Source organism: Polaribacter sp. OB-PA-B3, from assembly GCF_054589375.1.
Genome location: NZ_BAAIIX010000002.1, coordinates 21,040 through 36,338 on the forward strand (window position 1 = coordinate 21,040; position 15,299 = coordinate 36,338).

Here is a 15,299-nt window from a genome sequence, read left to right on the forward strand (position 1 = left end):
CTAATATTTAGTAAAAATGTATTTTTTGCGTTAAGGATTGAAGTGGCATCCTTTTTAGTTGTTAGTTCGAGTAAATTTGTGAAGTATGAACAAATTTTATAGAGAACAAAACTAAAAAGATATAACGTAAAGCCTGTTAAAACGCCCAAATAACAAATAAATAAACTCTTAAACGAATAAACGTTTTTTACATGAGTGAAGAAATAAACGAAAACGAACACGAAGAAGAATTAACAAATGAAGGAGAACAATTAGATTCGCCTCAAGAAGAAACCATTACTAAGGTTACAGGAATGTACAAAGAATGGTTTTTAGATTATGCTTCGTATGTAATTTTAGAAAGAGCCGTACCTTCTTTAGAAGATGGTTTAAAACCAGTGCAACGTAGAATTATGCATTCTATGAAAGATTTAGACGATGGACGTTACAATAAAGTAGCAAATATTGTTGGTCATACAATGCAATATCATCCGCACGGAGATGCAAGTATTGCAGATGCTATGGTACAAATTGGCCAGAAAGAATTACTAATCGATATGCAAGGTAACTGGGGTAATATTTTAACCGGTGACCGCGCAGCAGCTTCTCGTTATATAGAGGCTCGTTTATCTAAGTTTGCGTTAGACGTTGTGTTTAATCCGAAGACAACAGAATGGAAGTTGTCTTATGATGGACGTAGAAAAGAACCAATTGATTTACCTGTAAAGTTTCCGTTATTATTAGCACAAGGTGCAGAAGGAATTGCAGTAGGTTTATCAACAAAAGTTTTACCACATAATTTTATTGAATTAATAGATGCTTCTATAAAGTATTTAAAAGGAAGAAGTTTTAAAATTGTACCCGATTTTTTAACGGGCGGAATTGCCGATTTTACCAATTACAACGATGGTAAACGTGGTGGGAAAGTACGTGTAAGAGCAAAAATTTCTCAGTTAGATAAAAAGACTTTGGTAATTACAGAGATTCCTTTTTCTACAACTACCACAACTTTAATAGACAGTATCTTAAAAGCCAATGATAAAGGTAAAATTAAGATAAAAAAAATTGAAGATAATACAGCTGCGGAAGTAGAAATTTTGGTGCATTTACCGCCAAATGTATCGCCAGATAAATCTATAGATGCGTTGTATGCTTTTACAAATTGCGAAACGTCTATTTCTCCGTTAGCTTGTACAATTCAAGATAACAAACCTGTATTTGCAGGCGTATCAGAAATGTTAAAACATTCTACAGATTTAACTGTAGAGTTGCTTAAAAAAGAATTAGAAATTCAATTAAACGAATTAGAAGAACAGTGGCATTTTTCATCTTTAGAAAGAATTTTTATTGAAAATAGAATTTATAGAGATATAGAAGAAGAAGAAACTTGGGATGGTGTAATTGAAGCAATCGATAAAGGATTAAAGCCACACATTAAACATTTAAAAAGAGCAATTACTGTTGAAGATATTACGCGTTTAACAGAAATTCGAATTAAGAAAATATCAAAGTTTGATATTGACAAAGCAAAACAATTTATAGAAAGTTTAGAAGAAAAGATTGCTGAGGTAAAAGGGCATTTAGATAATTTAATAGAGTTTGCAATTACTTATTTTAAACGTCTAAAAGATACTTACGGCAAAGGAAAAGAGCGAAAAACAGAGATTAGAATTTTTGATGATATTGTAGCTTCTAAAGTTGCAATGAATAATGCTAAACTTTATGTAAATAGAGCAGAAGGTTTTGTTGGTACTTCGTTAAAAAGAGATGAATTTGTTACAGACTGTTCTGATATTGATGATATTATCATCTTTAGAAAAGATGGTAAAATGATGGTAACAAAGGTAGATTCTAAAACCTTTGTAGGCAAAGATATTATACATGTTGCCGTCTTTAAAAAGAAAGATAAAAGAACCGTTTATAATTTTATGTACAGAGATGGCGCAAGAGGACCGTCTTATATGAAACGTTTTAACGTAACTTCTGTGACAAGAGATAAAGAATACGATTTAACGAACGGAAATAAAGGTTCTATAGTGCATTATTTTACTGCAAATCCTAACGGAGAAGCAGAAGTTGTAACCGTAAATTTACGTTCTGTAGGTAGTGTTAAGAAATTAAAATGGGATATAGATTTTGCAGATTTAGCAGTAAAAGGTAGATCTGTAAGAGGTAATAGAATTACAAAATATTCTATTAAATCTATAGATTTTAAATCGGAAGGAGTTTCTACATTAAAACCACGTAAAATTTGGTTTGATGATACGGTACAACGTTTAAATGTAGACGAAAGAGGAGAGCTTCTTGGTGAGTTTAGAGCAGAAGATAAATTGCTAATTATTACACAATCGGGTAGAGCAAAAGCAGTAAAGCCAGATTTAACAATGCATTTCGAAGACGATATGATTGTTTTAGAAAAATGGCAACCAAAAAAACCAATTTCTGCAATTTATTTTGATGGTGAAAAAGAGCGTTATTATGTAAAACGATTTTTAATAGAATCAGTTGAAAAGGAAGAGGTTTTTATCTCAGATCATCCAAAGTCTCAATTAGAAATTGTAGCTACAGATTATAGACCTGTAGCAGAAATTCAGTTTTCTAAAAGAAGTTTAGAGAATGAAGAAGTTAATTTTGAGGAGTTTATAGCTGTAAAAGGTATTAAAGCGCAAGGAAATCAACTAACAACAGATAAGATTAAAAATGTAAACCTCTTAGAATCTTTACCATACGAAGTTGAAGATGAGGTTTTAAGTAACGATTCCGAACAAGACGATACCGAGGTTTTAAGTGATAAATTACCTATTGATGTGCCAGAGCCAGAAACTAAAAAACCGATTATAGAAGAATTGTCTGCGGAAGAAAAAGCCAAAATAGCTTTACAAAAATCTATAGCTAGAAAAAAAGCTGAAGAGAAAAAAAGAGATGATGAAAATCAAACAAAATTATTTTAAAACCTAAAGTTATTTTTTTTGATATCTTAATTTTAAGTTAAAAAAAAGGAAATGTTAATTTTATGTTTTTAAGATGAATTTAAAGTTGTACCTTAGGTAAGGTAAAAGAACATAACTGATTATCTTAAGTTTTCTAATAAAAATATTTCTTTTACATTATTCATTTTTTTAATGATTAATAAAGTTGCTATGAAATGTAGGATTTTAGTATTATTTATTTTATTTTCTTTAGCCGCATTTTCTCAATCAGAAATTTACTATTATAAAGATTATGACGCTAATTTAGATGTTCTAGAAGCAGAAGATAAAGTTTTTAAGCTTTTAGAATACAATATTTTAGAAAAACAATCGGATGCAGTTTATTGGTTTAAAATACCTGCATCTAATTCTAAAGAGAATTATATTTTTAGAATTAAAAACTATAGAGCTAACAATTCTATTGCTTATCAAAATAGAAGACCATTAGAAAAAATAAAAAATTCTAGATTTACTTCATATAAAATACAAAGAGATTATCCTGTTTTTATAAAAGTTAGTTCAGAATATAGTGCATATTATCCGGTCGAATTAAAATTAGAAGAAGAATATCATTTTGATGAGAGTGTACAGATTTTAATTAACAGCTTCTATTACGGAGCCGCTTTTCTAATTATTATTTTTAGTGTTGTTTATTATTTTTTCTTTAAAGATAATTCTTTTATTCATCATTGTTTTTTATTGTCCAGTTTAGTTTTTGCTTTTCTTGCATCAGACGGCATGTTTAATTTTTTCAATATTGATGGAACAATAATCGATAATTTAATATTATTCAATTACTTTTTTCTAGGTTTTTTCTCTTTTAAGTTTGCACATAATTTTTTATTGGTAGATAATTATTATCCTAATTTAAAAAAGTATTCGCAAGTAATTTTAGCTAATATATTTTTGTTTGTAGGGTTGTTCTATTTTTTTAGAAAATCAGAATTATTTGTTATTTTAAATATACTAACTTTTGTATTGTTTTTAACCTATTGGATTTTAAGTGTATTATTAATCAAAAAAAGTGGCCATATTAAGTTATTTACAATTGCATTTGTAATTATACTGTTTAACGGAATTAATTTTACTGTTTTAAAAAACTTCGGAATTTCATTTTTTGACAATGCTCCTTTTAATATGAAAATTGGAGGACTTGTACAGGTAGTTACCTTATCTTTTGCTGTAGTTTACAGAGAAAAAACATTAAGAAAAAGAAATTCTTACATGAGAACAGAAATTATAAATTTCAATAAAGAAATAGAGTTGTTAAATAATAATTTAGATAATGATTCAAAAATTAAAGACATCGAAAATTTAAGTATTCGAGAGAGAGAAATTTTTGATTTAATTGTTGTTGGTAAATCTAATAAAGAGATTGCTTTAGAGGTAAATGTATCTATTAATACGGTAAAGTTTCATGTAAAAAATATTTACGGAAAATTAAATATTAAAAGTAGGAAAGAAGTGTTAACAATTGATAAAAATCAATAAAATTAAAGGTTTACATCGTTTTACTACCCATTTACTACCCGATGACTACCCATAAAACACCCCTGTTTTTCTATAAATTAATAACTTTTTTTTTAAATTTGAATAATAAGAAAAGCATTCCCCCAGTCTTTAATAATAAAGTCTTTAATTTTAAATTAGAGGCTTTATTTTTTTATAGCATTTTTTCAAAAAAGGCTAATTTATAATCTGGAAGCAAATCTGGATTACAAATTTTAATTAGATCTTTTAATACCAAATCTGGTCTAGTACCTGCAAGTTCATAATATATAATGCCTCCAGTTTTGCCTTTTTTAATTGTAGGGGTAAAGATTTTATTTTGTTTAAAAGCATTAAATTTTTCATAAAGTATATTACTTTTTAATAATTGTTCTTTAGAACTGAAGTATCCAGGTGCTATCCAGTAATCAGCACTTTTTCCAATATCAAATACACTTTCAAAACTTAAAGATAAACTACCTTTCCCTTTAGAGTCTTTCCATAAGTAATTTAAATTAGCATCTTTTAAAAACTGCGCAACAAAGCTTTCTCCAGCTGGTAGATTCCAAATATCTTTACTCATTATTGCACCAGATAATACAGTTGGCTTTAATTTGGCCGAAGTTGCTATTTCTTTTGCGTCTAAGTAATTTCTTTCTATCACTTTAAAAATGCTATCAGCTTCTTTTTCTTTATCAAACAAAACACCAAAGAACTTAATCCATTCTGCTCGACCTAATGGTGTTTCTTCAAGCCAATCTCCATTATAAATAACATTTATATTAGCTTTTTGTAAAGTTGTTAGGCTTTTATCTGCATTAGAAACACTGTAACCAACTACCAATTCTGGCTGTAAGTCTAAAATAATTTCTGTATTTAACGAGTTTTCTTTACCGATTTCTTTAATCTTTCCCTCTGTAATAAGTTTTCTGGTTCTTTCGGAAGAAATGTATTCAGAATTAGGAAAACCAATAATTGCCGTTTCTTCGTTTAACAACTCTATCATTGGGATATGCGTTGTAGAGGTAGCAATAATTTTTTTAACAGGGGTTTTAATTATCTTCTCTGTATTTGATTGCCCGTTATTTTTGCTTATTACGTATTTTTTGACTGTTTTATCATTTTTAAATGCCGTCTTAATAATTAACTTTTTTTCACCGTTTTCGTACACAATATCAAACCCTTGTGCATATTTTATTTTACTTTTTATTGTATTTATATTATCTATATTTTCTCCTTTTTTTTTGCAATTGTAAAAAAGAATAAGAAAGCAAATGAAAATGATTTTTGAAAAGTTTTTACGCATAAGAATTATTTTTAGACAAGATTACAAAAATGTTTTTTAATATCAATTTATAAGCTACATTTGTGCCGATTTTGGTTTTGATGTAAAAATTGGTTTGCATCAAATTAAAAGGGAATCTAGTTAAAATCTAGAGCTGTTCCCGCAACTGTAAGCTAAAAAGCTTGTAACTACTCTTTTGCCACTGACATTTTATTGTTGGGAAGGTTTGTTACAAGACGCAAGTCAGGAAACCTGCCAATATCACAAGTTAAAAACTTTCGGGATAAAAGTTTATGTACTAATCTATTTTTTGTACACGAAATTTACCTGATTTATTGTAAATCAAATTAATTAAAAATGAAAAAACAATTTATTATTGTTGGTGCATTGGCATGTAGTTTTGTCAGCACAAATCTTTTTGCTCAAAAACAAAAAGAAAATGTAGAAACGTTAAAAGAGGTTGTGGTTACTGCGACTAAATTTAATTTAAAAAAAGAAAATACTGGTAAGGTAATTCATAAAATTACCCAAGAAATGTTGCTTCAGAATTCTGGAAAAACAGTTGTAGAGATTTTAAACAATATTGCAGGTATAGACGTTAAAGGAGTAAATACAAATCCATCAGAACCAAGAAGTATTAATATTAGAGGTGGTAGAGCTAGACAAGTTTTAGTTTTAATTGATGGTGTGCCAGTTACAGATCAATCGGCAATTAATCAAGAATTTGATTTACGTTTATTAGCAGTTAATCAAATAGAAAGTATAGAGATTTTAAAAGGAGCATCATCTACATTGTATGGTTCTGGTGCAGCAACCGCTGTAATTAGTATAACGTTAAAAAAGGCTTCTGTTGATAAGATTTCAGGTTCTTTTGAAACTAGTTTAGGTACTAATAATACAGCAAATTCTTCTAGCGCAAGCTTATCTGATAGAAATCAAAACATAAATGTTAATGGTACTTTGGGTAAATTTAATTTTTTAGGATCGTTTAGTTTAACTGGTGTTAACGGAATTTCATCTGCAAAAAGTAACACTAATTCTACTTTCGAAACAGATGCTTTTTATTCTAAAAACGCTTTAGTAAAATTAGGTTATAAAGTAAACGAGAAGTTAACTTTAGAAACTTTTTTAAATTATGATGAATTTGATTACGATTTTGATGCTGGTGCTTTTGCTGATAGCAAAGTAAATATTGGTAGTCAAGAGCAGTTTAGAGTTGGTTTTAAGCCTACATATACATATGATAAAGGACAATTATATTTATTAGCTTCTGCTAATGTAGTAGAAAGAGATTTAAGTCAATTTAACTCTTTTGCAGGTGTTTTACAAGATTATGAATTTGTAGGTAGAAGTGTAAATGTAGATTTAGTAAATAGATATGAGTTTACAGAACAATTACAACTAATTACAGGTTTAAATTATCAAATTCATAGTAATAATACAATTACTCCTTTTGGTAAAATAGAAAAAGGGTTGGCTAATTTTAATACTGTAGATCCTTATGCAAGTTTGGTTTATATCTCGGATTTTGGTGTAAGTGTAAATGTTGGTGGTCGTTTAAATATGCATAATGTATATGGTAATCATTTCGTTTACGACGGAAATTTAGCTTATTCTATTTTAAATTTAGATGTTACAGCTTTAAAATTATTTACGTCATACAGTACAGCTTTTATTGCGCCTAGTTTATATCAATTATATGATGGTTTTTCTGGTAATATAGATTTAAACCCAGAATCAAACAAAACTTTTGAAGCTGGGTTCGATTTAAGTTATAAAGATTGGTTACAGTTAGAAACAGTTTACTTTAACAGAAAAGAAACAGATGCTATAATTTATGATGCTTCTACATTTAAATATGGTAATGGTTCTTCTGATGCAAACGGTTTTGAAATAACTACTAAAGTAGTACCAACTTCATTTTTAGCTATTAACGCATCCTTTACGTATACAGATAGAGATGTAACAGAAGATTTTAACGATTATATTCCAGAGAATAAGTTGGTTATAGGCTTAGATGTTACTCCGTTTGAAAATGCGTTTTTTAATTTTACTTATAGAAACGTTGGAGAAAGAACAATTTTTGATAGATACGGTTCTTTTGGAACAGCTGGACAAGATGTTGTTTTAGAAAACTATCAGGTTTTAGATTTTATGACAAATTATAAAGTTTTAGGAGATACAGTTACGTTTTTTGCAGCAGTAACTAATCTTTTAAATGAAGATTATGATGATGTATTTGGATATTCTACTAGAGGAATAAATTATAAGTTAGGAGTTCGATTACAATTTTAGAAGGGAAATTTGCTTGTAAAGAAAGAGTGAAAACTCCGTTTATTGCAGTTGTAATAAACGGAGTTTTTTTATAATAAAATTTTAACCTCTCTCTTTATAAATTCGATAGCAGTTTCTGTCGGCGGGGTATGTGTGCTGTAATCTGTAAGAATAATTTCTCTTAGCTCATTTGCAGAGTTTGCTTGTTCTGCAACTTGTTTGTATTTATTTATAACAGCATTTTTTGCAGCGTAAACGGCCGTCCAAGTTTCTTCTTGCACATAAATTTGTTGCACTAAGTTGTGGTCAAATTCTTGTTCTATATTTGCAATTAATAATTGTAAATAATCTTGTGTGTTTGTAGAAATTGGCGGAATCCTCATAAGCATTTTTACTGGGTTTATTCTATCGCAAAACAGCATTAAACGTTCGTAAGCTTGCAGTTTAATTGGTAAAGATTCTTTTTTTTGCTGTGCTAAAAGTTCTAATTTCTTTTCAGAAATTCTATTACCTATAAAGCCGTTAAACATATAATATGTTACAAAACCTGTAACTACTGCAGGCAATACGTAAGCAATACTTTCAATAAATTTATCTTCCATTAATTAAATTGTATTTAAAATATACGAATATAAGATTCCTATTATAATAGCAAAACCAAAACTTAATAATGTACCAATTAAAATGTATTCGGTTAATTTTCTGTCTTTAGAAGATGTTAAATCACCAAATCTAAAAACAGACTTTGCTGCTAATAAGAAACCGATAGCTTCCCAATGATTTGTTAGAATAAAAATAAAAACAAAAAGACGTTCTAAAATACCAATATATCTTCCTGCTTTAGCTAAAGAATCATCGTTATTTATTTTCGTTTCGGGGCTCCATTGGGTTATAAAAACTTTAATAATAACGCCAGATACACTTGTAACTAAAAATAACGCAACTATTAAAAGTAAATTTTGTTGGGTAAAAATTTTTGCGAAATCTATATGTAAACTCTGATAGATAGAAGTTGTGAGTAGTAATACAATTATATGTAGCAATTGATCTATAAAAAACCAATTTCTTTTAGTTTTATCATTTTGAAAATATAGTTTTAGTAAGTCAATAATAAAATGTGTTGATACAATTACAAGAAAACCAAGCCAATATGTATTCAATTTAAATTCAAGAAGAATTAATAATAAAAGTGCGTGAATGCTAATGTGTAGGTATAATTTAGAAGATTTTATTTTTTTTTCTTCTTTATCTTTTACCCATTTGTTAGACTGTAATACAAAATCACCTAATATATGAGCTAATAGAAATTTTAAAAACAATAACATATTAATTACTTATTTTTTGTGTTATAAAATCTCTAAAAAGATTGTCTAATTTTAGTAATGGTTCTAAACCAGCTCTTTTTTGTCTTTCGCTAACTCTACCTTGGGTAATATTAAGCATCTTTGCAATTTCTTTTTGAGTGATTTTTGGGTTTTCTAAAACGATTTTAAATACTTCTGCAGAATTTGCAGACCAAGAATCTATAGTTAATAAAGCCAAATCAAAAGCAATATTAAATGTTCTATCTATTTCTTTCCATGGTGTTTTTATGGCTAGACTTTGTTTTTTTAAATAGTTGTCAAAAGCAAAACCAGAATTAATAAAAGCTTCTCCGTTGGCTTCTGTAATCTTATCAGCATTGTACTCTTTTTTACCAATTCCTATACCAATTCTAACATCTATGTTAGCAATACTTTTTAGTGTCGATTTTATTTTTAAAGCAACTAAAAAGGCTTCTTCAGGTTTTTTAACTTCTACTTGAAAACTATCGCCTCTATAAATTTGCCAGTATTTTGGGGATTCGCCAAAATGAGCTAAAATTTCTTTTAGAGATTTTAGCCAATCGATATTGTTAGTTTTTCTAGAGTTGATAACATCTCCTGTTAAAATACTAGTCATATATTTGTAGATAATTTAAGTAAATATACTAAAATTTAATATTAAAAAGTAATTTTATCTGTTTTTAAGCAGATATTTGTACTTATCTGTTTTTAAGCAGATATTTTGTTTTATCTGTTTTAAGTTATTAATGTTGGTGAAACATAGTTATTTACTTAAATTACAAAATAAATAGAATTTGTAAATGTGGAATAATTTGTGAATAAGTAATAGTATCCGTTACTTAAAATCACAATTAGTTTCGTTAATTTTAACGCCTAAATACTTCAAAAAAATATCTCTTGAATAATTACTTAGAATCTTTAAATGAGCCGCAAAGGCAAGCTGTTATACAAAAGGATGGACCAATGATAATTATTGCTGGTGCCGGTTCTGGTAAAACACGTGTATTAACCTATAGAATTGCTCATTTAATGAAGCAAGGTGTAGATTCTTTTAATATTTTGTCTTTAACCTTTACCAATAAAGCAGCAAAAGAAATGAAGGCTAGAATTGCCTCTGTTGTAGGACAAAGTGAGGCAAAAAATCTTTGGATGGGAACTTTTCACTCTGTTTTTGCAAGAATTTTACGTTCAGAAGCAGATAAGCTTGGTTTTCCTACCAATTTTACAATTTACGATACCCAAGACTCTGTAAGATTAATAAGTGCCATTATTAAAGAAATGGGCTTAGACAAAGAGCGTTATAAAGCAAAACAGATTTTAGGAAGAATATCTTCATTTAAAAACAGTTTAATAACTGTTAGAGCTTATTTTAATAATTCTGATTTGCAAGAAGCAGACATGCATGCAAGCAGACCAAAAGTAGGTGATATTTATAAAGCATATGTAGATAGATGTTTTAAAGCAGGCGCAATGGATTTTGATGATTTATTATTAAGAACCAATGAGTTGTTAGCACGTTTTCCAGAAGTTTTAGCAAAATACCAAGATAGGTTTAGATACATTATGGTAGATGAGTATCAAGATACAAACCACTCTCAATACATTATTGTTCGTGCTTTAGCAGATAAATTTGGTAACATTTGTGTGGTAGGAGACGACTCGCAAAGTATTTATAGTTTTAGAGGAGCAAATATTCAGAATATTTTAAATTTTCAGAAAGATTATCCAGAGGTTAAAACATTTAAATTAGAGCAAAATTACCGTTCTACAAGTAATATTGTAAATGCAGCAAATTCTGTAATCGAAAAAAATAAAACAAAGTTAGATAAAGAAGTTTGGACGTCTAATGACGCTGGAGACGCTATTAATGTAATGCGCACAATATCAGACGGAGAAGAAGGTAGGTTTGTGGCACAATCTATTTGGGAAAACCAAATGAATCATCAGCTTAAACCTAGTGATTTTTGTGTTTTATACAGAACAAACTCACAATCGAGAGCAATCGAAGATGCTTTACGTAAAAAAAATATTGATTATAAAATTTATGGAGGAATCTCTTTCTATCAAAGAAAAGAAATCAAAGATATTCTATCTTATTTACGTATTTTAATCAATCCTAATGATGAAGAAGCGTTAAAAAGAATTATAAATTATCCTGCAAGAGGTATTGGTGCAACAACAATAGATAAGCTAACAATAGCAGCAAATCATTATAAAAAATCTATTTTCGATATTATTAAATACATAGATAAAATAGATCTTAAAATTAATTCTGGAACAAAGAATAAGCTTCAGAATTTTATGAACATGATGCTACGTTTTCAAATAGAAGCTAAAACTAAAAATGCTTTCGAAATTGCAGAAACTGTTGTAAAACAAACGCAATTAATTAAAGATTTAGAAAAAGATGGTACACCAGAAGCCGTAAGCAAAGTAGAAAACGTACAAGAACTTTTAAACGGAATTAAAGATTTTATTACTGATAAAATAGAAGAAGGGCAAGACGCATCTTTAACTACTTTTTTAGAAGATGTTGCATTAGCCACAGATTTTGATTCAGAAAAAAATGATGACAAACCAACCGTTTCTTTAATGACAATTCACCAATCTAAAGGATTGGAATATTTGTATGTTTATGTAGTAGGATTAGAAGAAAATTTATTTCCGTCTGCAATGAGCATGAATACAAGAAGCGAGTTAGAAGAAGAAAGAAGGTTGTTTTATGTTGCATTAACTAGGGCAGAAAAAGTAGCTTATTTAACGTATGCACAAACTCGTTACAGATGGGGTAAGTTAGTAGATGCAGAACCAAGTAGGTTTTTAGAAGAAATAGACGATCAATATTTAAATTACATAACACCAAAAAGTCCGAGTCCGGCAGTAAATAATTTTTTAGACAAAAGTATTTTTGATGATGCGCCAAAAGGAATTCGTTTTCAGAAACCAATTCAACGTAAAAAAATGGAGCGAGATTTGGCTAAGAAAAAAGAAATAGCAATACCAAAAAACTTAAAAAAAGTTTCTAACGTTTCGCCAAAAATGAATCTTTTTGATGGAGAAATATTAAAAGGAAATATTGTAGAGCACAATAGATTTGGTAAAGGAACAGTTATAGGTATAGAAGGTAAAGGCCCCGACAAAAAAGCAGAAATTCAGTTTGCTACCGCAGGTAAAAAGAAATTACTATTACAATTTGCTAAATTAAAAGTGATTGGGTAAATAACTAAAAATAAATTGCTATTTTGCAACTTTAAAAAACTACAAAATATAACTTGTCAGTTCTAGTGTTTTCTTTTGATAAAATGATAAAGGAAAATGTATCGAGAACACTTCTCAAAAATATATAAATGACATTCGATTTAGAGTACAATTCAGGAAGACCGTTAATGATTATACCAGAATACGGCAGACACATACAAAAATTAGTAGACCATTGTGTAGCTTTAGAAACTAAAGAAGAAAGAGACAAAATGGCCAAAGCAATTGTAGATGTAATGGGTAATTTACAACCTCATTTGCGCGACGTGCCAGATTTTAAACACAAACTTTGGGATCAATTATATATTATGTCTGATTTTAAATTAGATGTAGAATCTCCGTATCCGCAGCCTTCAAAAGAAGAACTTAGAGAAAAACCAGAAGGTTTGGCATACCCTAAATCAGCATCTAGATATCGTTATTATGGCAACAACATACAAACCATGATAGATGTCGCTTTAAGTTGGGAAGAAGGAGAAAAAAAGGAAGCATTGGTTTATACGATTGCCAATCACATGAAAAAATGTTACCTAAATTGGAACAAAGATACAGTGGACGATAAAGTTATTTTTAAACATTTATTCGATCTATCAGATGGTAAAATAGATTTAAGAGAAACAACAGAGCCACTTTCTGAAAGTAAAAACTTACTTAGAAAAAGAAATTCTCAAGGTCAGAATAATTCTAAGAGTAATTATAAGAAACAACACAATAATCAACATAAAAATAGAAAAAGATAAGCATTTATGGCATCATTTAAAATTGAAGGCGGACATAAATTAAACGGAACAATTACACCTCAAGGAGCAAAAAATGAAGTTTTACAAATACTTTGTGCTGTTTTATTAACTCCGGAAAGAGTAGTAGTAAACAACGTTCCAGATATTATTGATGTAAATAAATTAATTTTTATTTTAGGAGAATTAGGTGTAAAAGTAGAGAAGTTAAGTAGTAATGCATATGCTTTTCAAGCAGATGATATTAATTTAGAATACTTAGAATCTGAAGACTTTAAAAGAGATGGAAGCTCTTTAAGAGGTTCTATTATGATTGTTGGTCCATTATTAGCAAGGTTTGGTAAAGGTTATATACCTAGGCCAGGTGGCGATAAAATTGGTAGAAGAAGATTAGACACGCATTTTGAAGGCTTTATTAGATTAGGTGCAAAATTTAGATATAATAAAGAAGAATATTTTTACGGAGTAGAGGCAGATGAGCTTCAAGGAACAGAAATGTTGTTAGATGAAGCATCTGTTACAGGTACAGCAAATATTTTAATGGCTGCCGTATTAGCAAAAGGTGTTACAAAAATCTACAACGCAGCTTGTGAACCTTATATTCAACAATTATCTAAAATGTTGAATGCTATGGGTGCCAAAATTTCTGGTGTTGGTTCTAACTTGTTAGTTATTGAAGGAGTTGATTCTTTAGGAGGTTGCGAACATACGGTTTTGCCAGATATGATTGAAATTGGCTCTTGGATTGGTGTTGCAGTTATGACAAGATCAGAATTAACAATTAAAAATGTTAGTTGGAAAGATTTAGGACAAATACCAAGTGTTTTTAGAAAATTAGGAATCACTTTAGAGAAAAAAGGTGATGATATTTATATTCCAGAACAAGAGTCTTACGAAATACAAAACTATATAGATGGTTCTGTATTAACAGTAGCAGATGCACCTTGGCCTGGTTTTACACCAGATTTATTAAGTATTGTTTTGGTAATTGCTACACAAGCAAAAGGAACCGTTTTAATACATCAAAAAATGTTCGAAAGTCGTTTGTTTTTTGTTGATAAATTGATAGATATGGGTGCAAAAGTTATTTTATGTGATCCGCATAGGGCAACAGTAATTGGGCACAATTTCGAGAGTCAATTAAAAGCAACTAAAATGACCTCACCAGATATTAGAGCAGGAATTTCTCTATTAATCGCAGCACTTTCAGCAAAAGGAACTTCAATAATTAACAACATCGAACAAATAGATCGAGGTTATGAAAACATTGAAGCTAGATTAAAATCTATTGGAGCTAAAATTGAAAGAATAGAAGATTAATTTTAAGTATATAAAATGAAAATAGTGTCAGTTTGACACTATTTTTTTTGTTGGCAACATTTTTGCCATTAAGTAGTAGACAATTAAATGATTACAAAGAAATGAGTAAGAAAGAAAATATAAAGGAAGAAGAACTTAAAAACGAGCAAAGTACTTCTCAAGTTGAAGAAAATCAAGAGATTGAAGCAGATGTTGCTAAAGAAGAGCCAACCGCAGAAGAGTTAATTCAAGCTGAAAAAGATAAGTTTTTACGCTTATTTGCAGAGTTTGAAAATTATAAAAAAAGAACATCAAGAGAAAGAATAGAGTTATTTAAAACTGCAGGACAAGAATTAATGACATCTTTACTGCCAATTATTGATGATTTTGAGCGTGCACTGACACATATTGAAGAAGATAAAGAAGCAGAAGAATTAAGAAAAGGTGTATTGCTAATTTATCAAAAATTCTATAACACTTTAGAGCAAAAAGGTTTATCAAAAGTAGAAACAAAAGCTGGCGATACTTTTGATGCAGAAATTCATGAAGCAATTACGCAAATACCTGCTCCGTCAGAAGATTTAAAAGGTAAAGTAATCGACTGTGTAGAAAAAGGGTATAAATTAGGAGATAAAATTATCCGTTACCCTAAGGTGGTAATCGGACAATAAGTAGTTACAATTAA

At 29.1% G+C, this 15,299-nt stretch carries 11 protein-coding genes and 1 riboswitch; of the genes, 7 read left to right on the plus strand and 4 right to left on the minus strand.

Going from position 1 to position 15,299, the window contains the following annotated elements; all coding sequences use genetic code 11:
* Positions 1-191 precede the first annotated feature (191 nt).
* Positions 192-2,930 carry a DNA gyrase/topoisomerase IV subunit A gene (locus ACYPV9_RS03755; protein WP_459741703.1) on the plus strand — a complete coding sequence of 913 codons (2,739 nt, stop codon included), beginning with the start codon at positions 192-194 and terminating at the stop codon, positions 2,928-2,930.
* A 189-nt stretch (positions 2,931-3,119) separates the two neighbouring features.
* Complete coding sequence (locus ACYPV9_RS03760) at positions 3,120-4,439, plus strand: LuxR C-terminal-related transcriptional regulator (protein ID WP_459741705.1); 1,320 nt, start codon at positions 3,120-3,122, stop codon at positions 4,437-4,439.
* Positions 4,440-4,611: 172 nt separating this feature from the next.
* Here the strand turns inward: ACYPV9_RS03760 and ACYPV9_RS03765 are convergent, their stop codons facing one another.
* Entirely contained in the window at positions 4,612-5,742 is a 1,131-nt protein-coding gene (locus ACYPV9_RS03765) for an ABC transporter substrate-binding protein (protein WP_459741707.1), read from the minus strand.
* A gap of 55 nt (positions 5,743-5,797) precedes the next feature.
* Positions 5,798-5,995: riboswitch (cobalamin riboswitch) on the plus strand.
* A gap of 83 nt (positions 5,996-6,078) precedes the next feature.
* Between ACYPV9_RS03765 and ACYPV9_RS03770 the strand changes: the two genes are divergently transcribed.
* On the plus strand, positions 6,079-8,016 hold the full coding sequence (locus tag ACYPV9_RS03770; protein WP_459741709.1) for a TonB-dependent receptor plug domain-containing protein: 1,938 nt from the start codon (positions 6,079-6,081) through the stop codon (positions 8,014-8,016).
* Between the two features lie 68 nt (positions 8,017-8,084).
* On the opposite strand, the gene ACYPV9_RS03775 is transcribed toward ACYPV9_RS03770, so the two are convergent.
* The 3 genes from ACYPV9_RS03775 to ACYPV9_RS03785 are packed head-to-tail and all read right to left on the minus strand — an operon-like array spanning position 8,085 to position 9,936.
* Complete coding sequence (locus ACYPV9_RS03775; protein ID WP_459741711.1) at positions 8,085-8,597, minus strand: DUF7935 family protein; 513 nt, start codon at positions 8,595-8,597, stop codon at positions 8,085-8,087.
* A gap of 3 nt (positions 8,598-8,600) precedes the next feature.
* A complete protein-coding gene (locus tag ACYPV9_RS03780) occupies positions 8,601-9,320 on the minus strand; it encodes a DUF3307 domain-containing protein (RefSeq protein ID WP_459741713.1) in 720 nt (239 codons plus the stop codon).
* A 1-nt stretch (position 9,321) separates the two neighbouring features.
* Positions 9,322-9,936 (minus strand): SatD family protein, encoded by a 615-nt coding sequence (locus ACYPV9_RS03785; protein ID WP_459741715.1) that lies wholly within the window; start codon positions 9,934-9,936, stop codon positions 9,322-9,324.
* 281 nt (positions 9,937-10,217) lie between these two features.
* Here ACYPV9_RS03785 and ACYPV9_RS03790 point away from each other — a divergent pair, with 281 nt between their 5' ends.
* The 4 genes from ACYPV9_RS03790 (at position 10,218) to ACYPV9_RS03805 (ending at position 15,285) form a co-directional block, all read left to right on the plus strand.
* On the plus strand, positions 10,218-12,539 hold the full coding sequence (locus ACYPV9_RS03790) for an ATP-dependent helicase (protein ID WP_459741716.1): 2,322 nt from the start codon (positions 10,218-10,220) through the stop codon (positions 12,537-12,539).
* Between the two features lie 128 nt (positions 12,540-12,667).
* On the plus strand, positions 12,668-13,318 hold the full coding sequence (locus ACYPV9_RS03795) for a DUF4290 domain-containing protein (protein ID WP_299061106.1): 651 nt from the start codon (positions 12,668-12,670) through the stop codon (positions 13,316-13,318).
* A 6-nt stretch (positions 13,319-13,324) separates the two neighbouring features.
* A complete protein-coding gene (murA, locus tag ACYPV9_RS03800; protein WP_459741719.1) occupies positions 13,325-14,635 on the plus strand; it encodes a UDP-N-acetylglucosamine 1-carboxyvinyltransferase in 1,311 nt (436 codons plus the stop codon).
* Between the two features lie 101 nt (positions 14,636-14,736).
* Complete coding sequence (locus ACYPV9_RS03805; protein WP_077811333.1) at positions 14,737-15,285, plus strand: nucleotide exchange factor GrpE; 549 nt, start codon at positions 14,737-14,739, stop codon at positions 15,283-15,285.
* The last annotated feature ends 14 nt before the right edge of the window (positions 15,286-15,299 follow it).